The organism is Pseudoalteromonas sp. NH0006-26 (assembly GCF_057552415.1).
In genome coordinates, this window is the sequence record NZ_BAAJMJ010000006.1 from 32726 (window position 1) to 53066 (window position 20341).

The 20341-nt window shown below is 42.6% G+C and carries 27 protein-coding genes; 3 read left to right on the forward strand and 24 right to left on the reverse strand.

All coding sequences use genetic code 11. The features are described from left to right. Nucleotides 1–51 precede the first annotated feature (51 nt). The 3 genes from purM to AC27JR_RS10465 are packed head-to-tail and all read left to right on the forward strand — an operon-like array spanning nt 52 to nt 2502. Nucleotides 52–1104: a phosphoribosylformylglycinamidine cyclo-ligase gene (gene purM / locus AC27JR_RS10455; RefSeq protein ID WP_054202176.1), complete on the forward strand. Its 1053-nt coding sequence runs from the start codon at nt 52–54 to the stop codon at nt 1102–1104. Continuing rightward, entirely contained in the window at nt 1104–1751 is a 648-nt protein-coding gene (gene purN, locus AC27JR_RS10460) for a phosphoribosylglycinamide formyltransferase (RefSeq protein WP_054202175.1), read from the forward strand. Before purM ends, purN begins: the two co-directional genes overlap by 1 nt. Then, nucleotides 1705–2502, forward strand: coding sequence for a DUF3108 domain-containing protein (locus AC27JR_RS10465; RefSeq protein ID WP_041709110.1), 798 nt, complete (start codon nt 1705–1707; stop codon nt 2500–2502). The genes purN and AC27JR_RS10465 overlap by 47 nt, the downstream gene beginning before the upstream one ends. Before the next feature lie 107 nt (nt 2503–2609). Here the strand turns inward: AC27JR_RS10465 and AC27JR_RS10470 are convergent, their stop codons facing one another. The 24 genes from AC27JR_RS10470 to AC27JR_RS10585 all read right to left on the reverse strand — a co-directional run bounded on the left by AC27JR_RS10470 (nt 2610) and on the right by AC27JR_RS10585 (nt 20268). After that, a complete protein-coding gene (locus tag AC27JR_RS10470) occupies nt 2610–3374 on the reverse strand; it encodes a class II glutamine amidotransferase (protein ID WP_008111650.1) in 765 nt (254 codons plus the stop codon). 640 nt (nt 3375–4014) lie between these two features. Further along, nucleotides 4015–4971 (reverse strand): hypothetical protein, encoded by a 957-nt coding sequence (locus AC27JR_RS10475; protein ID WP_487173543.1) that lies wholly within the window; start codon nt 4969–4971, stop codon nt 4015–4017. Between the two features lie 96 nt (nt 4972–5067). Next, nucleotides 5068–5808, reverse strand: a complete 741-nt coding sequence (locus tag AC27JR_RS10480; RefSeq protein ID WP_487173544.1) for a hypothetical protein — start codon at nt 5806–5808, stop codon at nt 5068–5070. 2 nt (nt 5809–5810) lie between these two features. Continuing rightward, nucleotides 5811–6500, reverse strand: a complete 690-nt coding sequence (locus AC27JR_RS10485) for a hypothetical protein (RefSeq protein ID WP_487173545.1) — start codon at nt 6498–6500, stop codon at nt 5811–5813. Further along, a complete protein-coding gene (locus AC27JR_RS10490) occupies nt 6500–6991 on the reverse strand; it encodes a baseplate complex protein (protein WP_487173546.1) in 492 nt (163 codons plus the stop codon). The genes AC27JR_RS10485 and AC27JR_RS10490 overlap by 1 nt, the downstream gene beginning before the upstream one ends. Next, complete coding sequence (locus AC27JR_RS10495) at nt 6985–7254, reverse strand: hypothetical protein (protein ID WP_487173547.1); 270 nt, start codon at nt 7252–7254, stop codon at nt 6985–6987. Before AC27JR_RS10495 ends, AC27JR_RS10490 begins: the two co-directional genes overlap by 7 nt. A gap of 3 nt (nt 7255–7257) precedes the next feature. Continuing rightward, on the reverse strand, nt 7258–9579 hold the full coding sequence (locus tag AC27JR_RS10500) for a phage tail-collar fiber domain-containing protein (protein ID WP_487173548.1): 2322 nt from the start codon (nt 9577–9579) through the stop codon (nt 7258–7260). Nucleotides 9580–9593: 14 nt separating this feature from the next. Next, on the reverse strand, nt 9594–10226 hold the full coding sequence (locus tag AC27JR_RS10505) for a hypothetical protein (protein WP_487173549.1): 633 nt from the start codon (nt 10224–10226) through the stop codon (nt 9594–9596). After that, nucleotides 10223–11419, reverse strand: a complete 1197-nt coding sequence (locus tag AC27JR_RS10510) for a baseplate J/gp47 family protein (RefSeq protein WP_487173550.1) — start codon at nt 11417–11419, stop codon at nt 10223–10225. Before AC27JR_RS10510 ends, AC27JR_RS10505 begins: the two co-directional genes overlap by 4 nt. Continuing rightward, nucleotides 11419–11754: a DUF2590 family protein gene (locus AC27JR_RS10515; RefSeq protein WP_487173552.1), complete on the reverse strand. Its 336-nt coding sequence runs from the start codon at nt 11752–11754 to the stop codon at nt 11419–11421. Before AC27JR_RS10515 ends, AC27JR_RS10510 begins: the two co-directional genes overlap by 1 nt. Continuing rightward, nucleotides 11751–13505 (reverse strand): phage tail tape measure protein, encoded by a 1755-nt coding sequence (locus AC27JR_RS10520; RefSeq protein WP_487173553.1) that lies wholly within the window; start codon nt 13503–13505, stop codon nt 11751–11753. Before AC27JR_RS10520 ends, AC27JR_RS10515 begins: the two co-directional genes overlap by 4 nt. Further along, a complete protein-coding gene (locus AC27JR_RS10525; RefSeq protein ID WP_411737165.1) occupies nt 13506–13652 on the reverse strand; it encodes a DUF6890 family protein in 147 nt (48 codons plus the stop codon). A gap of 41 nt (nt 13653–13693) precedes the next feature. Continuing rightward, complete coding sequence (locus AC27JR_RS10530; protein ID WP_024602999.1) at nt 13694–13957, reverse strand: putative phage tail assembly chaperone; 264 nt, start codon at nt 13955–13957, stop codon at nt 13694–13696. A 3-nt stretch (nt 13958–13960) separates the two neighbouring features. After that, nucleotides 13961–14218, reverse strand: coding sequence for a hypothetical protein (locus AC27JR_RS10535; RefSeq protein WP_024602998.1), 258 nt, complete (start codon nt 14216–14218; stop codon nt 13961–13963). After that, nucleotides 14215–14769, reverse strand: coding sequence for a hypothetical protein (locus AC27JR_RS10540; RefSeq protein ID WP_487173554.1), 555 nt, complete (start codon nt 14767–14769; stop codon nt 14215–14217). The genes AC27JR_RS10535 and AC27JR_RS10540 overlap by 4 nt, the downstream gene beginning before the upstream one ends. A gap of 11 nt (nt 14770–14780) precedes the next feature. Beyond that, entirely contained in the window at nt 14781–15329 is a 549-nt protein-coding gene (locus AC27JR_RS10545; protein WP_487173555.1) for a glycoside hydrolase family 108 protein, read from the reverse strand. A gap of 4 nt (nt 15330–15333) precedes the next feature. Next, nucleotides 15334–15534: a TraR/DksA C4-type zinc finger protein gene (locus AC27JR_RS10550; protein ID WP_487173556.1), complete on the reverse strand. Its 201-nt coding sequence runs from the start codon at nt 15532–15534 to the stop codon at nt 15334–15336. Between the two features lie 14 nt (nt 15535–15548). Next, nucleotides 15549–15998 carry a phage protein gene (locus AC27JR_RS10555; protein WP_487173557.1) on the reverse strand — a complete coding sequence of 150 codons (450 nt, stop codon included), beginning with the start codon at nt 15996–15998 and terminating at the stop codon, nt 15549–15551. Nucleotides 15999–16009: 11 nt separating this feature from the next. After that, nucleotides 16010–17116, reverse strand: a complete 1107-nt coding sequence (locus AC27JR_RS10560) for a DUF2586 domain-containing protein (RefSeq protein ID WP_487173558.1) — start codon at nt 17114–17116, stop codon at nt 16010–16012. Nucleotides 17117–17120: 4 nt separating this feature from the next. Next, complete coding sequence (locus tag AC27JR_RS10565) at nt 17121–17777, reverse strand: phage virion morphogenesis family protein (protein WP_487173559.1); 657 nt, start codon at nt 17775–17777, stop codon at nt 17121–17123. Beyond that, nucleotides 17777–18073 carry a hypothetical protein gene (locus AC27JR_RS10570; protein WP_487173560.1) on the reverse strand — a complete coding sequence of 99 codons (297 nt, stop codon included), beginning with the start codon at nt 18071–18073 and terminating at the stop codon, nt 17777–17779. The genes AC27JR_RS10565 and AC27JR_RS10570 overlap by 1 nt, the downstream gene beginning before the upstream one ends. Before the next feature lie 43 nt (nt 18074–18116). After that, nucleotides 18117–19340, reverse strand: coding sequence for an SGNH/GDSL hydrolase family protein (locus AC27JR_RS10575; RefSeq protein WP_487173562.1), 1224 nt, complete (start codon nt 19338–19340; stop codon nt 18117–18119). Continuing rightward, on the reverse strand, nt 19337–19819 hold the full coding sequence (locus AC27JR_RS10580) for a phage tail protein (protein WP_487173563.1): 483 nt from the start codon (nt 19817–19819) through the stop codon (nt 19337–19339). The genes AC27JR_RS10575 and AC27JR_RS10580 overlap by 4 nt, the downstream gene beginning before the upstream one ends. Further along, nucleotides 19816–20268: a head completion/stabilization protein gene (locus AC27JR_RS10585; protein ID WP_487173564.1), complete on the reverse strand. Its 453-nt coding sequence runs from the start codon at nt 20266–20268 to the stop codon at nt 19816–19818. The genes AC27JR_RS10580 and AC27JR_RS10585 overlap by 4 nt, the downstream gene beginning before the upstream one ends. Between the last annotated feature and the right edge of the window lie 73 nt (nt 20269–20341).

The following is a 20341-nucleotide window of genomic DNA, read 5'->3' on the forward strand; positions in this document are numbered from 1 at the left end:
AATACGCGCGTTTCTAAGTAAGCATCAAAACAACTATTTTGAGGAAAACCTGTGAGCGAACAAAAACAGTCTCTAAGCTATAAAGACGCGGGCGTAGATATCGACGCTGGTAATGCACTTGTTGAGCGTATTAAAGGCGTAGTTAAAAAAACTCGTCGTCCTGAAGTGATGGGCGGAATTGGTGGTTTTGGCGCACTTTGCGAAATTCCTGAAGGTTATAAGCAACCTGTACTTGTAGCAGGCACTGACGGTGTTGGTACTAAGTTACGTTTAGCAATTGACCTTAAAAAGCACGATACCGTAGGTATCGACTTAGTTGCGATGTGTGTAAATGATTTAATAGTACAAGGCGCTGAACCCCTGTTTTTTCTAGATTACTATGCAACGGGTAAACTAGATGTAGACACAGCAGCCGACGTAGTAACCGGTATTGGTAAAGGTTGTGAAATTTCAGGTTGTGCCCTAATTGGTGGCGAAACAGCTGAAATGCCAGGTATGTATGATGGTGAAGACTACGACATGGCAGGCTTTTGTACCGGTGTGGTAGAAAAATCAAAAATTATTGATGGTACTAAAGTAGCCGCAGGCGATCAGCTTATTGCGCTTGCTTCTAGTGGTCCACACTCAAACGGTTTCTCACTAATTCGTAAAGTATTAGAAGTCTCTAACGCTGATACTAACCAAGTGATTGATGGCAAAACCTTAGGTGAGCACCTTTTAGAACCAACACGCATTTACGTTAAGCCATTACTTGAGTTGTTTAAGCAAGTAGATGTGCATGCGCTTTCGCATATTACTGGTGGCGGTTTTTGGGAAAATATCCCTCGTGTATTACCTGAATCTGCTAAAGCGGTTGTTAAAGGTGATAGCTGGCAGTGGCCTACTGTATTTAGTTGGTTGCAAGAAAATGGCAATATTACCACTCACGAAATGTACCGCACATTCAACTGTGGCGTAGGTATGGTGTTAGTTGTACCTGCAGATCAACTTGATAACAGCTTAAACATTTTAAAAGATCTTGGCGAAAACGCATGGCACCTTGGTGAAATTCAAGATGCGGTTGCGGGCGAAGAGCAAGTTGAAATTGTAGGTGGTGCTGCGTAATGGCACCCACTCGTCTAGTAGTTTTAATCTCAGGCAGTGGCTCAAATTTACAAGCCATTATTGATGCCTGTGAAAGCGGCGAGATAAACGCTCATATTGCGGCTGTTATTAGTAATAAAGCAGACGCATATGGGTTAGAGCGTGCAAAAAGTGTAGGCATTGCTACGCAAGTACTGAGTCATAAAGAGTTTGACTCACGCGAAGCTTACGATGCCCAGTTAATGCATATAATTGACTCTTTTGAACCAAATCTAGTTGTATTAGCTGGGTTTATGCGTATTCTAACTCCTAGCTTAGTGCAAAAATATGTTGGAAAAATGTTGAACATTCATCCATCTTTGTTGCCTAAGTACCAGGGGCTGAATACCCACCAAAGAGCAATTGATGCAAAAGACGACGTTCACGGCGTTAGTGTTCACTTTGTAACTGAAGAATTAGATGGCGGACCCGTTATTCTTCAAGCTAAAGTGCCTGTATTAGCAAACGATACAGCAGACACGCTCGCTAAACGTGTGCATGCGCAAGAGCACATAATTTATCCTTTGGTGGTCAAGTGGTTCAGTGAACAACGACTTACGATGGAAGCAGATTATGCAGTTCTTGACGAAAAACAACTTCCTGCACACGGCGCGCACTACCCAAAATAAAAAATTAAGTGCTTGGCTACTATGTGCGGGCACTTTATTACTTCCTACCAGCCTGATTGCAGGCGAGTTAACCCAGTACCAAGCTAGTTATGATATTTTGCGCAAAGGCACTAATCATGGCAAAGCCGAGCGTGAACTAAAAAAACTCGATAATAATAACTACCAAGTCACTTACCACAGCGATATTGAATGGATGATTTTCTCTGACTCACGTCAAGAGTCATCAACCTTTAGCTTTATGAATGATAAAGTAGAGCCTATTGATTACACGATGATCCGCACAGGCACTGGGCCTGACAAAAAGTATGAAATTAACTTTGACCGTCTAACCAAAACTGTTACCAGTAACACCAGCGATTACCCGTTAAAATGCCAATGGCATGATAACTTCCAAGATGGTATTTCTTATCAAGTACAAGTTCGTGAAGGTCTTAAAAAAGGCAAAACCAACTTCTCGTTTCCGTTGGTTGATAAAAAAGGTAATTGCCGTGACTACGACTTTGAAGTGGTAGAAACCGAAATGATTTCTCTGCCTATAGGTAATGTAGAAGCAGTGAAAGTTAAACGCTTATACGATAACGATAAACGCCAAGCTTTAGCCTGGTTTGCCCCAGAAATGGATTACATGCTAGTGCGCATGTGGAAGGGTGAAAAAGGTGTGGAGCAGTTTGAAGTGCAAATGAAATCGTTTACCGTGATCAACCCACCTGCTTTACCTGCAGAAGTGAAAAACGAACTATCACCAGAGTAAATTGCTTACAAGGTGAAAGGCCCAAGTGTGACGACCATAACTTGGGCTTTTCATTTTAATACTTAAATTTAAAACTTTAAGCTGGGTTTCATTTCACTCTACCCAAGCTACATTAATTCACCCATTTTAAATAACGCAAACTCTCCTGGCTGCATTTTTTGCCAGCGCTCATCATTAGTTAATGGCCTTGTTGCTATAACCGTTACTACATCGTTTGGTGTGGTTTCTTGTTGAAAGTCGACCACCATGTCCGCATCAATCAATGTAGCTTTACCAAATGGCGCACGGCGCGTTATATAGTGTAAGTTATTAGTACAATACGCTAAAACAAATACACCATCGGTCAATAACATATTAAATACGCCCTTTTCACGCAGTGTATGCGAAAGCTTGGCGGCATATCTAAAAACCGACGCCATATTACTTGGACGCTTTGGGTATTTTTCGCGAATTTTGTCAAGTAACCAACAAAAAGCGAGTTCACTGTCGGTGTTTCCCACAGGGCGATAATACTCTGGTTTTAAATCGTGATAATTTGAAAGCTGCCCATTGTGTGCATAGGTTATTTCGCGCCCCCACAACTCTCGGGTAAACGGATGAGTGTTTTCAAGACACACCCGACCACGATTCCCTTGGCGAATATGACTAATTACCGATACGCTTTTAATTGGGTACGCTTTTACCAGCTTTGCTATTTCTGACTGATAACTTGGCTCTGGATCTTTAAAGGTTCTGCAGCCTTTACCTTCATAAAAAGTAATACCCCAGCCGTCTTTATGCGGGCCAGTATTTCCACCACGCTCCAACAACCCTGAAAAACTAAAACAAATATCCGTTGGCACATTGGCTGACATGCCAAGTAACTCACACATAAAATAAATAAACCTTTAAAAATAATTACTTATAAATAAAAATGAAATTAAAATTTTCTTTTGGTCACAGTTTTGGTCGTTGTTTGGTTTTTGTAACGCTAAATTTAAATTATTTATAAGCTTGATAGTGACATTGTTAAACATCACCAGAATAAAGGCAAACAGTTATGTGTTTAGCTTTTACAAAAATCGATTTTTTGCATGCTTTTTTAGTGTTTTTCAATTTCATTTTTGTTTTTGATTAAATTATTGTTTTATATTAATTTTATTGCCTCTTAAAATCCCGCTCTGATCTTTAAAACCTCACGTAAACGAACTAAGTTATTGTTATATCGCCTTATTATTTTAAATTCCTTATAAATTACAGTCGGTTAAACTGTAAAACAGTGAAATTAGTTTCGATCTTTTCAGATCCCTGATCCACTAAGAACCTTATATAGGGCGCTGGCTGGCGCTTTAAATGAAGTACTTTAAAACTGTAAAAAAATAACGATAAAGAGCGCGCAGGAGGGTGAGGAAGAGTGCGGATTTCTTGAAATAAATTTAACTTAACCCTGTACTCATTTTCGTAGACTTTACTGCTTTTATTGAAGTAAAAGCAGTAAATATTTTAATATCTAAAAAAGTGAAACTTTAAGCGTTAATAAACTTCTAACTTTTGCTTTACCAATTTAAACAAATTAATGATTAACATGAAATATGGTATAAGAGTAATAATGAGTAAGATAAATGAGGAAGCGGTAAAGAGTAATTCATTCTCACTGGAGCGTGCAATAGTTAGTAATATGGGAGGTGTCGCTATACCAAAAGTAAGTATAAATACAAGTGACCAAAGTACTGTAGTCGCTTTCTCTTTTAGTTCAACAAGCTCTGCGAACTTAATGTACTCTTCGTGCTTATTAACTGCTCTTGGAATTAAAGTGTTTAATTTATTAATTTTTTTAACGTAGTCATTAATGAGAATACTATGTATAGGCTCTTTGGCTTTATTAAATTGTATCGCCCAATTTTTTTCCCACATCTTTTTCATTTCAGGAGTTAAATCTGGTGGATAGCTTATCGGTATATTTAATTTCTTTTGTTGCTCATGGTCATCTGCACGCGCTGCAATTTTTTTTAATACTCCTTTATCATTTTCTAGCATAAAATGAAGCGATCCAACAATCTTACCCATTTCATATAATTTATTAGGTAAATACGTTTGGATAATCTTATCGTTGTTCACCATTTCACTTGCCAGGGGGAAAGAATTTTCAAGCCTACTGAATATTTTTTTAACTTTATCTATTATTTCTATAGCTTTATCTGGAGTGCAGTCTTTGTAATTAGATATATGCCTTAAAAAAATTTTAGGCTCCGCTTCCCAATCTGGTCTAGTATCACTTGGAGATTCTCTAGAAGAATTAAAATCAAAACTCTCTCGCACACTGTTATAAGTCAGCACACTATTTACTTCACCTAAAGATATAACAAGGTTTTTTTCTACTTCCTTAAATTTGGGGATATTAATTGAGAAATAGGTAACGATAACAGCAATACCAACGGCTACCATAATACTATGAATTTGTGGAAGAGCTTCGAGAATAGGGTATTCCATAAATTAACTTTCATTAATTATTAATTAGATAACCTTAATTAACCATATATTATAAAATCTAACAATGGCTTTTCTTATTTTCCTATTAGAGCAAAACTACTTTGATATACCATCTAAACGCACTTTTTGCGCTTCTATCTCTACATTATAGTTTTTAAAAACAGCCTCCTCCTTTGGCACTACAGAGTTGTCATGTGTATGATTTGAACATGTTTCACATAATTTTTTTACTGTTGCCATTAGTTCTGATAGTAACTTGAGCACGTTCTCGCTGTCGCTCCCTAACCATGTTTTGGGGCTGCGGTGGTCTTGCTCTTTAGTTGCTATTACTTTGCGTGTTTCGCATTGCAGGTCGGCTAATTTGCCGATGATTTCTTTTAATGATTCATCTGTTTTGTTTTCAAAGTTGCCGTGTTCATCAATGTGTTGGTATACACCGTCACGCACTTGGGTGCGGGTTTCACCTTCTTTGATTACGGGTAGGTCCCAGCCAAAGGGCAATACAGTTCTAATGAATGGTTTATCGGCTCGGCCATAGGCAAAGCCAATTTCTACAATTGAATTAATAGCCGGCGGTTCTAATCGGCCAGCCTTATCGCCTGCACCGGGTAATGGAAGTGGCACGGCTTGAAGTGGTTTTGATTTGGTGTCTGTGCCGTTTTCGTCAATGAGTTGCACGTTTACAGCATAGCGTGGGTAAAACGCATCGCTGCCACGTTCGCCATCGATGGCGGGTAGTTCTGGCAATGCAACTACTCTACCCCATCGCGGTAAATGTAATTGGCCGGTTAGTTCTGGAAACAACCGGCGCACAATTCTTAATATCGCTTTTTCCATTGTTACCAACTTATCTTCATGTTTGTATCTTGAAACTCAACAGCGGTTATACGTTCGCCATTGGCTATAACATTTGGGCGTATCATTGGTGCTGCTGGCATTTTTGCGGTTTTGCCTGCTTGATGATCGGTCATGAGTTCTTTTGCTATTGTTACTGGTTTATCAAACCAAAACGAATCAGCATAACTGCCAACAAATACTTTGCCGTTACCTTGTTGATACCACACAAAATCGGCAATACGGAACGCACGGCCAATATTGTTTAACATGGCATAGCCTGAACTATCAGAGTAAAAACACGGTATGGCCGTATCAGCATAGGCTTTATCTGGGATTACAAAATCAACGCCTGTTTGCGCTGTGATTTCGTCAAGCACTTGGCGCATTGTAGGATGGCGCAGCATCACCGTTAAATTGTAAGCGAGTGATGCAGACCACTCTCGGCAAAAAAGCGTAAACCACCCATTAACTGCAGGTAGCACACGTTCAACATAGCCGTTAAATACGCGGTCAACCATATCGCCCCAACCTAAATCAACCGCAACCGGCGCTAACTTAGCAACGCTTTGGTTAACGGTTATTTGGCAGTTACCTGGCGTTGATGCTTGCAGCACTATCCAGTGGTCTTTCATATCAACTTTACTATCGCTGATATAAGCGCGAGCAATAAAACGAGCGTTGGCGGTTGTCATTACACGGTTCTCAACGATTCAAAGTTTTTTTGTAGATGATCACCAATATTTGCATATTGTACCTTGCTTTTACCGCCCTGTTGGTTGGCTTCGGCTTGTGGTGCGCGCTCTTCTACTTTTTGCGGTACTGAGCGATATTCAACAAGAGTAAAACTAATCGCCCATTGGCGGGTAGTTTCTTGTTCAACCGCTTCAATTTTACTGCTAAAACGCACTTGTTTAACCCCCAGCGTATTTGCAGTGCGATTACTTATACGATAAATAACACGCGCTCCGCCCTCAGTCGCTTCGGCTAAATTAAACAAATCGGCCAAGTTATCGGCCATAGTGAAGGGTAAAAAACCACTCACAGCCAACGTTTTAGCCTTAATACCGGTTTCAGCCTGATCAGTACTTGATGATTGGCCGCTGGCGTCTTCGCTGGCAAGCTCTTGGCTAGCCGTAATGCGAAGTGATTTTAACTGTAAGCGAGTAGAGTTTAGGTTTAACAATCAATCGCTCCTACAAACTGTGGCAAAGTTCTCAAATGCTCATAAGCTTGCAAAGTATAATTTCCACCCTCGTTACTTGGTACAAACGAAAAAGGAAATAAGCCAATTGCCGCAGGAGCATTTGCACTTTCACGTATCTCCATTTTCACAAGTAATTCATTCTTATTCCCGGCAATATCCATAACACGCCAATATGCATCTTTGGTTATTACTTGCTGTGTTGCGCCGGATAGGTTTTGTGTAAAGTTCATTTTTAACGCCATAATTTATACTCCTGTTAGTTCTAATCGGGTATTGGAAATATTTTCACCACCAACAACTTGTGCAATAACATATTGTTCATGGCTTTGGGTGCCATTCAACTCTATCGTGATGGAACCATTATTAGATGCAGTAACATCAAGGTTCTCAGGTTTCAATCCAACCCAATCTATTTTTGTTTGGGTTAAATTATTGAAATTAGTTAAAGTACATTCACCACTTCGTAATGAATAACCATCATAAATACCGTTAAAATAAAGCTTCATTATTGCCTTTTGCGGCAAGGCAATCGGTAAAGTGAATACCTTTGCATCACCTGCAATTTTGCTCAACCTATATACCTGTTTATCTGTATCAACTTGGCCACGCGGAAGCACTTCTGATATGGCATCTGCTTCAAAGTCCTTGCCAATCATTGGGCCGTGAATCCCCCCTTCAATCACAACCTTAGCACCGTTAATTGCTTTAACAATTGCATCATCAAAGTAAGACTGGCCACAAATTCCGCGCGCCATAACCATAGAATTATCAGCTAACAGCGCATGCATAGCGCCACCACCTGGCGCCTTTCCCTGCATAAACAGACCATTGATATCTAAGAATTTTTGATTTATTGCATGCACACCAACGTCAGTGTTTTCAACATAGTGACTAATGATTGCATTGTTCCAACCTGAGCGATTGTTATCGTACCCTGCATCTAACCTAATACCTGTTCCTTTCGTTCCATTTGGCAGTACATCGTTTGACGAACCGTCTGACTCCTGTCCCTGCGTTGTACAACTCATATAGGTTGCACACATGGATGCTGCCCAAATTCCTACTTCACCACCACTACAAAATACATTGTCAAATACAAGTGCATTATGAAACCAACCATTTTGCCAACTATTCCAATTGTTTCCAGTCTCTGGATTGCTATTATCTTCTTGATAAGCAGCACGGGCCAACCGCACTCCACAGGTATTACCTTGCAATGTTAAATTACGAAAATCATTCCATATAGAATAGCGTTGCCAAATACCATACCTAAATCCTTCTATAAAACTGTCAGTAAACGAAGATTGACGCGACTGCTTGCCATCATTAGTTGTAATCGCTCGACCAATTTTATTTATATCAGTATTTTTTATTCTCACTTTCCCAACAGACATTTGATCCCTAGCTACAATAACGCGAATATCTTGGTCTGTTTCAATACTACTCGCATGCTGGCTTTCCCCCTCTATCACGAATGTACTTGCAGTATTGGTTGCATCTGGTATTACCGATTGATTAACAGAATATGCGCCAGCTGGTAAAAACATGCGCCCTCCACCATCATTCAGCATATCTATTCGCACTTCATTAATGGCGTCATCAGCTCCTAGGCTAATATCACCATAGCTTGACACATCATAATGACCTGGACGGTACCACTGAGCTTCATTACTTAAAGGGCTGCGACGAACTACTTGCCCTTTTTTTGCGCCAGTACTGCTTACAAGGCCACTAGTTTGGCGAAGGTCTGTTACACCACCATCAGCGTTTAAAATAGCCAATTTATGCACGTAATGCTTTATGCCTTGCGTATCAATATAATCGCCTTGATCTATATTCGTCACAGTAAATTTAATTTGAGGGCGCCATGTACTGTTCGCATCGCCTTCAAACCAGGCATCTACATAAACAAATTGAGGGTGATTTTCTACAGTAAAAATATGTTCGTTCTCAAGCTCAACACGTAAGCCACTTACATAACCTACACCCGGTAAAATTTTAAATGAATCTGCTGCATTTCTTGGTTCTACCTTAAAGCCATCATTAATAAACCAGTCCTTTCCATTCAAGTCACTAGCCAATTGTCGAGTTAATTCATCCATACCGCTTAGCCGTGCGGTAAAGTCTAGCTGCCATGTTTCTGGCGCTACATTAATACCGGTTAAATCTGCAATGCCTGAGTACTCAATACCAAAGTTACGGTTTAAGGTGTTACCTGCCGCGCCTGGCTCGGTAATTGTTTTGGCGGTGCTTGGTATGTGGTTAATAGCTACCAATGTTTGGTTTACTGATGAATATAGTCCAACCCAGTTAAATTCAAACGGGCCTGTAATGCTGTCGAGCACGGTTGAGTAAACCACTACGTTTTCGTTAATACGGCCTACTTGCTGCACTATTTGTTGATGCACTACGTGATCGGTTGGTAAACCTTCATCGCGGTTTATTGGGGCTGTTGCGTCTTGAGCAGGTACGTTTGCAAAAATAAACGTGTCTATGTCTAGTTGCTCATTAGCTTGCGCTTTTGCCGCAAAAAGTTTTTCACCTGCAATTGTAATTACTGAAGCCATGTTAATTCCTCTTTTTAGCTAATAAGCTGTTTATTTGTTGCAATAATAAAATGTGATTCGTTATCCATTAGCGCCAACCCAAGTTTTGGGGTCATGTCGTCATTAAGCTTTGCAAAACCTGTAAGGCTGTCTAATGCAAAGTCGTTTGGCGGTGCAATAAGTGGCATGCTAGCAATTGTGTCGTACTGGTAGCGCCGCGTTGTTCGCCCGTACTGCCTGCAAATGTTATTTATAAGCTGGTTACGCTCCGCTAAGTCTGAGTCTAAAAGCTGCAAGCTCACTACATCCCAATCAGTTTCACTCACACGTTCGTCAATGGTTATCCAGGGAGTACCTAGCTTTTCAAACATGAAATACCACCCCTCTTTACTGCCTGCCCCTTTGGCAAATTGCAGGGCGTACTTAACGCGCGTTCTGTACATCAACTCGGTTTCGTTGGGTATTTGGGTAATGTCTCGCTCCCATGCGAGCAAATTAACCAGCTCTAGCTCGGCTGTCATTGGGTCGAGCTGTTTTGCAGGCCATGCCAGTATGTCGGCTACGCGCTGCCAATAAATAATGGCGGCTTGGCGTAGTTTGTCTAGCTCGCTTTTAGGGCGGGCTAGCCAGTACGGCATTTTGGTTAGGGCTTGCCAGTTTATGTTCATAACGCATTACCGTTTTCTATGGTTAGCGCGGTTAAGCGCGGTACATTGTTTTGGCTGGTTATATCGGTTTGGTGCCAATTTAATGAATCAATACCGTCAAACTCTCTATGCAACTCTTGGCTTAATCGGCTAAAGCTAAAGCGGTTAGCGGGTTGTGTTTTAGTCACTGTGTAATCGGTGTTTTCTCTAAACGCACTGCGTATAAAGTTTTCAACGTTTGTTAGCAATGCGGTTATTTGGGTCGCTAATAAATAGTCATGTGGGTATATGGTTACGCCTACACTTACATTAATGCCTGGCATCGCTATTACTTGTAAATCGTCGCCATGACCATGAAAACCTTTTTCCATTACGTATTCGTTTAAATCATCAATTAGGCTTTGGCTAGGTGTACCGGTGTCTAACAAAATATAGGCATTGGCAGTACCAGGGCCACGCGGTGCATCGTGTTCAAAAAATATATTGTCGGTATCTAGGCCACTTCGCTGGGTTAAAATAGCGCGATAAACGGCATCAATGTGCCAAGGCGCTGCAGCGGTAAATGCGTTACGGGTGCGTAGTTTTAAATCTTGGTTTGTCTCGGCATCCGCGCCAAGCGCATCAAGCCAGTTTTCATCATTAACTGCACTGGCAATACCCGTTACCGACTCAGGTAAAATATGGTAATAACCTGCGCCTAGGTTGTATGCTGCCCCTGCATTTTCGGCAACAACAGGCACTAATACACTTGCTTGGTTTTCAGGTAAAATTACATCATCAACCGTTAGCACACGGTAAACTGTGCCGTTTATAGCGTCGGTTTGTATTACGGTACCGGCGCTAATTAATAAACCTGGTCCTGTAATAGCTGCGCGATTAAATCGCACTTTGCCATGTGCTCGCTCTTCACTTTTACGCGTTAGGTCGTGCTCCCATGCTTTGGCTTCAATAAATTCGCTATCAGTAGCCGTTTGCAAAAAAAGATTAGGCAGTATTTTTTCTATTAATATTTTGTTGACTACCCATGTGGCAGGCTTTGCCACAATGGCGCTTATTAGCCGCCAAAAAGGTGAGCGCCTCGAGTCGTTGGCAATAATACTGCCGCTTTCATTTACGTCTTGTTTAAATAGCGTTTTCCAGCCGTCTTCTGTGGTGGGTATACCCGCTTTTTCTACAATGCGTTTAAAGTCAATTATTGGGGTTAAGTCAGCCATTATTGCGCCTCTATGATCAATGATGAAATAGCGCCAAATTCGATGGTTTTAGCATGCACCCACCATTGGCCTTTTTGATTCTCGTTTTGCTGAACTTTTACAGTGCCTGGCATAATGCGCACGTCGTCTTCTACCAGTAGCTTTATTTGCGTTTTGGTGTCCTGTGTAACGCCAGTTCCTCGGTCGCTTACTAATAAGTTTGCAAGGCCGGTGTCTAAAATGGCATGCACAATGTCTTGAGCAATAACATCACGATCGGTTAAATACATGGGGTTGTGCCCTGCATCTAACACCACATCGCCATGCTTAATATGTAGGTCGATATAAATACTCATGAGTGCATCTCAACAAAATTCATGTAGTTGCTGTCGCCTTTGGCTGGGTTAATCGTCACGCTGGCAATGTGTGTTGATTTTTGTTGGTTGGCATTGCTAATTTGCTGGGTAATGCCACCTTTTTCAGCTTTACTTCTGATTGGCTCTATTGCGCTAATGCTTGCAACAGAAGTGCTTGCAATATTGGTATCAATATCAACACCGGGGATCAGGTTTAATTTGTCTATTATCCAATCCATGGTGTCGTTAAATATGCTTTTTATGCCACCCCAAACGCTGCTAAAAATACCGCCAATGGCTTTTATCCAGCCCCATTCGCCCATGGTGGCTTTTAAATCGTCCCAGTAATAAATTAGCGCGCCAACAGCGGCTATTGCTAAAGTTATCCCCGCTACAATTAAACCTATTGGGTTTGCATACATCACAATATTTAGCGCTAGCATGACACCTTTTAAAAAAGTTAACCCAGTGGTGAGTGCTGTAGTTATGCCGCCCCACGCCATGGCGCCTACTGTCCATGCAACCATAGCCATTTTTCCTGCGCCCATCATTAGCGTAAATAACCCGCCAGCAGCTACAAGGCCAAGCACACCCACAGCGGCATAGCCTATCCATTTAGTTAAATTAGGGAACGCCTCGGTAAACCACACAACACTAGTGCCCATATCTGCAATAAGGCCTACAAATTTATTAAACACTGGCAGTATTGCACTGCCCCAAGCGGCGCGTATTACGTACCAACTTTGTGCTAGCCGCTGGCTTTGGTCGGTCATATCCATTGCCATTTTTTCGGCTTGCTGCATACCGGTTACATTACCCAATGAATCGATTGATTGGCCTAGGCCGTCAATGTCATTCATCAGTAAGTTTATGGTGGCAACCGCTTCGGCTGAGCCAAATGCTTTTTTAAGTGCATCCCCCTCGGCTACGTCTATGGTTTCGCCGTATTTGCCTTTAATTTGGTTTAGTATGTCAACCATGGGCAGCATCGCGCCTTGGCTATCGGTAAAGGTTAGGTTTAGCGCGTCTTGTGCTTTGCCTACTCCTGCTAAAAACGACTTGTATTTTGTACCGGCTTCACTGCCCGACATGGTCGCTTGCAAAGTACCTAAAACTGCCATTTGTTCATTCATGGCTATACCTGCTGTGGTTGCTTGCGCACCAATGGCGGTAAACGCGCTCGACATTTCTGAGCCCGTTGTTTTAAACGCTTGTACTGCACTGGCCGTCATACCGGTTAGCTGTTCAACCCATTCACTTTTACCCATAGCATTAGCTTGGTTTTTAAAAATGCCATACATGGTACCCATGTAATTGGTAATCGTGCCTGCGTCGGCTTTAGTGGCTGCAGCTAATACGTTGCTCGATAGTGTAAACGCCGAGAGGTCGGCATCGTTAAGCCCAGAAATAGCGCTTTGTATGTCGTAGCTCGATTTAACAAATTCAGTCGACGATTTTCCGTACTTAAGGGCAAATTCGTATGAAGTATCGGTTAGTTGTTTTAGTGCCGATTCGCGAACACCTAATGATTTAACCTCGCCCAATGCACGATCCATTTCAATGGCTGGCATCAATGCGTTTTGCAGTGCATAACCACTGGCCGCAATACCCGCAACGCCCGACGCCATTTTAACGGCACCCGATTGGTAATCGTTGGTTAACCCATTTAAGCTATTGCTTATTCTGGCAATAGGCTTAGTTATTTGGTCAACTAATCCAACGGTAAACATTAGCTGTTGCGGTAAACTCATTTACTTGCCCCCAAAGGCTTTGCACACGGCATTGGTAATTATGTTTTCTAAATCTTCTCGCTGGCGCTTTATAAGCCATGCAGCCCGAGCAATGTTTAGTTCGCTATCGTCTTCGTGCGGCAATATTTGCCGCCGATAAGTTAGCAATTGCTCAAGCTGGTTGTTGCCTATGGCTTCAACCAGCGACTCTATTTTTTTACGCTAATTTCAATTGCTGGCGCAAACTCCTGCTGCAGCAAGCCACAAATTTGCATTGCTGCGCCTGGCGAATCACTTAATACTTTGCGTAATTGTTCTTTGTCACTATCAACAACCGAGCGCATTACAAAGTTATGCGCTGGCGCTACTTTGTTATTAGGCATAATGTCGTTTAAGTAGCCGTTATAATTTTCAGTGGTAACGTCAAAGCCCAGTTCTTCACCTGCGATTGTCAAAGTAATGTTCTTGTTCATGGGTTAATCCTTAGAATGAGTAGTTAATAATTTTTGTAACGTTTCAAATCCATCTCGCATACGGCTTTCCATACGATCGGTTAATTTGTCAAAATCGGTTTTTGTGGCGTAGGTTTCGGCCACATGGGTTTTATGGTCGCTTAGCTCTTTGGCCGTGGCTTTGTGGGCATTAAACAAGCTCACTAACAGCGGCACTAATATGGTTAGCACTAAGCTAATAAATGCAATGGCGACCATGAGCCACGTTGCTACTTGGGTCATTTTGCTACTCCTTGCCCTGCCGTTTTTTGCATTAGGTTCATTAATTTGTCTTTATCGTTTGAGCTTTTAGTAGCGCTTAACCAAAATGCAGCGGCGTTAGCTAGCAGCACGAACAAGTTGCCAACCAAATACACTATTAGGTCACGGTTTCGCTCAATATCAGGGCCGTAAAACAAAGCACCTAATACCGCTGAAAACAAAATAAACAACAAGATTGTCAGCGTTGACGGCATCCAATGATCTTTATTGTTAGTTCGTGCATTTTGGCGGTCGTTTAAATCCGCTTTATATTCTTCAAGTGCAATTTTTTGCAGCTCAATATTAGCCTGGCGTATTTGCTCACGTTCTTGGTGTGCCCACTGTTGCAACTTAAGCGCTGCATCAGGGTTGTTTTTTAGTTCAGCGGCCACCGCTTCTGGCGTATTTTCTGTACCTAATGCGCCAGCTATTTGGCTACCAATACTTACTGCTAAACCAACAGGGCCAGTTAATAAGGGAGCGACTGCACCAGCAATACCGCCTACTGTGTTTGCAATTTTTTTCCATTCCATGATCTATCCCCCTATAAATTAACTACGCGGTGTAACCACCCGTAGGTGTATTTTTCTTGGCTTTCGTCGTTGGCCGCAATATCAATAAACAAGCTAATTCGCTGGCCGCTTACTGCACCAATCAATACATTTAAGCCGTCATTTTTTCGCGCTGCAGCATAGCTATTTAACGCTTTAATGGTTCGGCTACCGGTTATGCCATCAACTATTAAATCAGGGTAAAGGCTTTGGCATTTGTTGAGCACATTTAACGCTTTTTGTAGTGCTTTGCCTGCACTTAACACGCCTGAGTTAACCGCAAAATCAAACAACTGCACGGTGAGTGTTTCGCTCAATTTACTAACATCGCTAAGCTTTAAAGGTGCCCAGTACTGTTGCTCGTAAATTAAAAATGCAGTTTGATAGGGCAAGTCATGCATAGCACACGTAAAGCCAAAATCACGGGCAACGGCTTTGGTAACACCGTACATGGTTTCACCACCACGATCGGTTGGGTCATTTACATAACCGCCCTCACGTTCTATTAACTCTCCTATCAATCTGATTTTTAATTCATTCATTTTGCTACTCGCTTAACGATTGGCACGGTACACAACGCTGCACACCTTTTATGGCTTTTTGCCGTGCTTTGGGTATTGGGTCGCCGCAATCAATGCATTCCGTTGCACTGATCACGCGGCTGTTGTTAAGTCCTTTTAGGCGCTGATCGGTAAATCGTTTTTCAGCGCGTTCCTGTGCAATTACTAAGTGGTCTAGATCATCCATTTACTAACTGCCTTTTATTGCACTATGTTTTCAATTTCTTCGGCGCGTAAGTACGGCACACCGTTGATTTTTACAAAGTCGGGGTCGGTTACATCAAACGGAATTTTAAACAGGCTGGCTTGGCCACCTTTTTTGTCTATGTCTAAAATATCGCTTAGCTTAATGCGGCAACCAAAGGCTTCTACTTTTAGCTCGTCTTTGCTGGTTTTGGCATAAAACATAATGTCGAACGGTTCCATGCCACGCCAAGAACCGGCACTTTTTGCCGCATCTGATATAAGCGCAAAGTTACTGGCGTTAACCGACAGCTCACCGCTAGCCGCTACATCGCCATCAACAAAGCCATCCGGCACACCACCTGTTTGGCTCACTGCGCTATTGTCGGTAATAGCCAGTGATGCTGTGTCAACTTGGACCATAATGTCACCCAAGTTCACGTTAAAATTCATTCCAGATAAACGCATGGTTAGTGCTCCTAGTTGCTGCTTAAATCAAGCATGATGTTGACGGTAATTTCTTTAGGTGAGTTGTAAGGGCGAACAACCAAGTAAATAACCACCGCTTTGTTTGTGGTCCATACAATATTTACATCGCCCTCTACTGGCGGCTTAATATCACCCGGAAACTGCGTGCCTAAAATGGTGGTGCTTTTGCTCATAGCGCGCAGTGGTTTCATAAAGTACGACTTGTTTAGTTCAATGCTGTTAGGCGTTGAATTAAGCGCACGGTTTGCAACACGGCGAATAGCTAACACGCGCACTTCGCGGCTGGCTTTATGCACGGGGCGTAAATGCTCAAGGTATTGGTAGTCACCGCCTGCGGCGTCTAGCGTTTGGGCGTCGCTCCAGTAAATTCCCTCAAAATCGCTGTACCACTGCGGTACGCTCATGCGTTTATTTGCTAGGGTTTCTAATGTGGCAAGTGATAGCGGCTCGTTTTCGCTGTCAACGGGTGCAGCGCCTAGGCCTAACACACTGCCAGTGGCAACGCGCATGGGGCTGTCTGCAATGCTTACGCTACGGTCACATAATCGCCCTGCTAATACGCCTACGTTATTACCGTGTAATTGCGGTACAGGCACCACTAAGTGCGCGGCAATTCCGTCTTGTAGTGCAATTGTTGCGGCTTCATACGCTGGCCATGTTTGCGTGGCTACATCAATACCAGGCACGGCAACCAATGCCGATACAAAGCGGCCAAGTTTTGCTTTTAATGATTCTAAGTGATCATGAATAGCGGTGATTTCTGCGCCTGCTGTTTGCTCAGCACATACCACTACCATTTCAAAGCTTTGTACTTCGTTAGCGCGGTCAATGACATCAACAATGGTTTCCAGTTCGGCCATCGGGTAAACCGCCGCGGTCCAGTTTTGGCCTGCGTTTAGTTGCGCTGCAATAAGCTGATCGCGCAGTGGGCTATCTGCAAAGGTTTTTTCTAAGTCGGTTTTAGCGCCAATGCTAAATAATTGGCTTTCTTCATCGACTGCACCTGCAAGGCCAACAAACAAGAAGTGTCGCTCAACACCTTGGATGTCACCTTGCCCTAAATTCAAATTGTTAACTTGCACTTTACCTAGTGACATGTGTTTATCCTCGTTTATTGAGTTGGTTTAATATGGTTGCCAGTTCGCGCTGTACGTTGGCGGTTGTGTCGCCTAAAAACGGTCGCGCTTTTACCGGTATTTGCCAGCTATTGCGCTTAGTTTTATTGCGTAATTTACTTAAAACCAAGCTGGCTTTGCCATGGGTTAAGCTGCCTGCAATTTCTTTAATGGTGGCACGGCGGTAGCCTTTGCCTTTTGCCCTGCGTACTTTGTAACCCTCGGCCGCTAATGCTTTTGCTTGGCTGCGGGTACACGGCGCTTTGTAATTTGGTTTGCCATGAATACGCGCCATGCGGCTGGCGGTCATTCGTTCACTGCCACCCTCTTGGTGCAGTGCTGCAACTTTGCCCACCAAAGGTGATTTATGTTTAAGCTCTAAGCGCTTACTGGCTTTTACATAGGGTTCTAGTGTTTTACCCATACGTTTAAGCATTTTGGTTTTTTTGCCGTCGCTGCGCCCTGCAAACTTTTTACCGTTTACCGTGGTTTGTGTGCGTATGCGTTGGCGCGCAAGCTTACGCTCAAAGCGGCCTAATTTTTTAAATAGCCTAATGCGCTTAGCCGGTGGTAACGCCAATAACTGCAATTGCTGTTTTGCACTTAGCGCTTGTTTGCTATTGGGCGTTATAATTAGGCTCATTAAATTACCTTTACACCTACGGTTATATCGCTTTTGCCTTTAAATGTAATTTTTACACCTGGCGCGTCGGCATCTGTTTCGATTCCCCAGCCGGTGTAATAAATACCTATTCCGCCATCAAACGACGTGGGCTCGCCTGCTGTTTCGTGAACAAAAATAGGCACGCTGCCTTTGTTTTGAATAAACAACGCTGTACCTACCGGCACGGCATCCCACCCTTGTTGTGCATTAAGTAGGGCTATTACGTCGTTAGCTGTATTTGGTTTAACCGTAATGTTTGGTCTGTTTTTAGACATTGTTTAGCCCCTGTTCTGGCGGTGAAAAATGGTTCATAATTTACTAAATCTTTATTAAAGATAAATCATGTAGTTTTATTTCAACGTCTTGATTACCTCTTGATTTCAATGAAACGCTTACCTCTACCGATGTTACTGACGAGTCTAAAACTGTGGGTATCGTTCTCATTTCAAACTTATTGTAACCCTCCTGAAAAATAGCGTCGGCAGCTTCACCGTTGAATAAAAAGTTGTACGTTTTGCCAGGATTGGATTTTATTGAAACTGACATCGATGAAATTTCAGCAAGAACTTCTTTAGTAATACTTACAGTCGCTTTAGCTATAAACTGATCTGTTGGTGCTGGGTTGTTAATTGCAACATTTTGGAATAGCTTTGCATCATTTCTACCACCTGTTGAGCCATCACCAGCCCTAAGAACAAGAGAATCACCGATATATTCAACTCCAACGCCACTGACTGGCTGCGCCCAAAAAACAATGAAAGAATCTGGGGCTTGCCCTGTCGCACCTAGCCCTGCGGAACCACCAGTGCCGAGTAATTCATTATTTAAAACCAACTGGCTTGCATTTGCAGGGTAGGCACTTTCAAGATTGTCGTCTAAAGCTTTAGATATAACCTTACCCATCAAGTATCCACCCGCGCTATTTGGGTGCAACTTGTCAATTGTAACTTCTTGCCACCTTGCATCATTTACAGCTATATCATTAAACTCATCAAAAGTGCCGGATATTGCCACGTTAGGGTTTGCATTTGCTATATCTGCATATGCTGCATTTATAGTCTCTATCTTCCCTGTGTATATTGGGTGATTATCTCCACGCCATGCAATAGGGGTAATGATAACCTTCATCCCTGCATTGGTAAGGTTATCAGCAATAGTCTGCATGTTGGCTATTGTTACTGACTCCGCTATTTGAGCATGAACGTCATTAGTGCCTATCATTATTACAGCCACTTGTGCCCCCGTATCTATAACATCGGTCTGCAACCTATCTAACAGCATTTGCGTTGTATTACCTGCAATCCCAGAATCAGGCAGCATTTCAAAAAGCTGATTTGACTGTGCAAATGAATTAGCTGGCCAGCCTTTTGTATTTATACTGTATAAAAAAGCGTTTTCTGAGCTGCCCAAATCTGCGATGGAGTCACCGGTACAAATAACACTAATAAACTCATCAGTTAATAGCTTTGCTTCTACAACATCAGCGGTTTTGCGCTTTAAAAACCCTGCTTGTTCTAAAATGGGTGAAATTAACCCGCTCATGATTGCCCCTTAATGTTTACGTCTACGTCTTCGGCAATGCTAATTGGCGCTAGCGATACGTAATAACGCGCGCCATTAAATAAAATAGGGCCGTTGTCGGCGGGTATTAGCTCAATGTCGTCTAGTAGTTGCACGTCAATCAGTACGGTGGCGTTGTCTTTGCTTACTACGTCTATGTCTATTTCTGGGTCGTCTAGGGCGTATTCGTCGCGTGGCCAATCACTGTCTGTTAAAAATGCAGCAATAAGAGCAAGTAAGTTGTACGGGTTTATTTTGCGATGCGGAAATTTTTCAATGGCTATTACGCCAGTGTGTTTCCACTTAGCAACTAGGTAACCGTCTTGGCCTTTGTCTTCACCGCTTATTATTAAGGTGCCACGTTCTTGCCAGGCATCTATGTTGTTGGTGTGAATAGCCCCTTTTAAACTGGTGTTTAAAAAGTCGGTTAGTTGCTGTAATTGGGTAATAGTTTGGCTCATAGCGTGTGCACTCCGGCGCGGCCAAGGCCAAGCAATAAACGAATGCTGCGGTTAGACTGCGCTAATATGGCATCTTGCTGATCAACGCTATCGGCTTTGTTGTTGCCTGACTCTTTTTGGTCAACCGCTGAAAAGTAGCCCATTAAATCGCTATGCGAACGGGCATACACGGCGCCACGGTAAACACTTTGTTGTTTATCGTTAAAATTAGGCACACCATTAACAAGCGTAAAAGTGACGTCCGTGTCTGCTTGTTTCATGAAAAAGTTACTTAGCTGCTGTTGTACTTCTAGGGCGCTGCGGTTTAATGAGTCGGCTATTACGGTTTCTTCGTAAAACTCAGGTATGCGGCGATGATCACGAAACTCGCCAGTGCTTAGTGCTGGCCAGCCGCTTTGAGCATCTATTTCAATGCTGTTTTGTGCTGTTGCTTCGTATCCAAATGACATACCACATACCTATTCAATTTGGGTTCAGTGCAGTTAGCGTCGACGCGGTTATTAACGGTCGCCCGTTAAACGC

Bases quoted from the DNA above. Each gene is read 5' to 3' on its own strand.
- purN (WP_054202175.1), top strand. From the start codon at position 1,104: ATGGCACCCACTCGTCTAGTAGTTTTAATCTCAGGCAGTGGCTCAAAT.
- AC27JR_RS10470 (WP_008111650.1), bottom strand. From the start codon at position 3,374: ATGTGTGAGTTACTTGGCATGTCAGCCAATGTGCCAACGGATATTTGT.
- AC27JR_RS10475 (WP_487173543.1), bottom strand. From the start codon at position 4,971: ATGGAATACCCTATTCTCGAAGCTCTTCCACAAATTCATAGTATTATG.
- AC27JR_RS10480 (WP_487173544.1), bottom strand. From the start codon at position 5,808: ATGGAAAAAGCGATATTAAGAATTGTGCGCCGGTTGTTTCCAGAACTA.
- AC27JR_RS10485 (WP_487173545.1), bottom strand. From the start codon at position 6,500: ATGACAACCGCCAACGCTCGTTTTATTGCTCGCGCTTATATCAGCGAT.
- AC27JR_RS10495 (WP_487173547.1), bottom strand. From the start codon at position 7,254: ATGGCGTTAAAAATGAACTTTACACAAAACCTATCCGGCGCAACACAG.
- AC27JR_RS10500 (WP_487173548.1), bottom strand. From the start codon at position 9,579: ATGGCTTCAGTAATTACAATTGCAGGTGAAAAACTTTTTGCGGCAAAA.
- AC27JR_RS10505 (WP_487173549.1), bottom strand. From the start codon at position 10,226: ATGAACATAAACTGGCAAGCCCTAACCAAAATGCCGTACTGGCTAGCC.
- AC27JR_RS10510 (WP_487173550.1), bottom strand. From the start codon at position 11,419: ATGGCTGACTTAACCCCAATAATTGACTTTAAACGCATTGTAGAAAAA.
- AC27JR_RS10515 (WP_487173552.1), bottom strand. From the start codon at position 11,754: ATGAGTATTTATATCGACCTACATATTAAGCATGGCGATGTGGTGTTA.
- AC27JR_RS10520 (WP_487173553.1), bottom strand. From the start codon at position 13,505: ATGAGTTTACCGCAACAGCTAATGTTTACCGTTGGATTAGTTGACCAA.
- AC27JR_RS10530 (WP_024602999.1), bottom strand. From the start codon at position 13,957: ATGAACAAGAACATTACTTTGACAATCGCAGGTGAAGAACTGGGCTTT.
- AC27JR_RS10535 (WP_024602998.1), bottom strand. From the start codon at position 14,218: ATGACCCAAGTAGCAACGTGGCTCATGGTCGCCATTGCATTTATTAGC.
- AC27JR_RS10540 (WP_487173554.1), bottom strand. From the start codon at position 14,769: ATGGAATGGAAAAAAATTGCAAACACAGTAGGCGGTATTGCTGGTGCA.
- AC27JR_RS10545 (WP_487173555.1), bottom strand. From the start codon at position 15,329: ATGAATGAATTAAAAATCAGATTGATAGGAGAGTTAATAGAACGTGAG.
- AC27JR_RS10550 (WP_487173556.1), bottom strand. From the start codon at position 15,534: ATGGATGATCTAGACCACTTAGTAATTGCACAGGAACGCGCTGAAAAA.
- AC27JR_RS10555 (WP_487173557.1), bottom strand. From the start codon at position 15,998: ATGCGTTTATCTGGAATGAATTTTAACGTGAACTTGGGTGACATTATG.
- AC27JR_RS10560 (WP_487173558.1), bottom strand. From the start codon at position 17,116: ATGTCACTAGGTAAAGTGCAAGTTAACAATTTGAATTTAGGGCAAGGT.
- AC27JR_RS10565 (WP_487173559.1), bottom strand. From the start codon at position 17,777: ATGAGCCTAATTATAACGCCCAATAGCAAACAAGCGCTAAGTGCAAAA.
- AC27JR_RS10570 (WP_487173560.1), bottom strand. From the start codon at position 18,073: ATGTCTAAAAACAGACCAAACATTACGGTTAAACCAAATACAGCTAAC.
- AC27JR_RS10575 (WP_487173562.1), bottom strand. From the start codon at position 19,340: ATGAGCGGGTTAATTTCACCCATTTTAGAACAAGCAGGGTTTTTAAAG.
- AC27JR_RS10580 (WP_487173563.1), bottom strand. From the start codon at position 19,819: ATGAGCCAAACTATTACCCAATTACAGCAACTAACCGACTTTTTAAAC.
- AC27JR_RS10585 (WP_487173564.1), bottom strand. From the start codon at position 20,268: ATGTCATTTGGATACGAAGCAACAGCACAAAACAGCATTGAAATAGAT.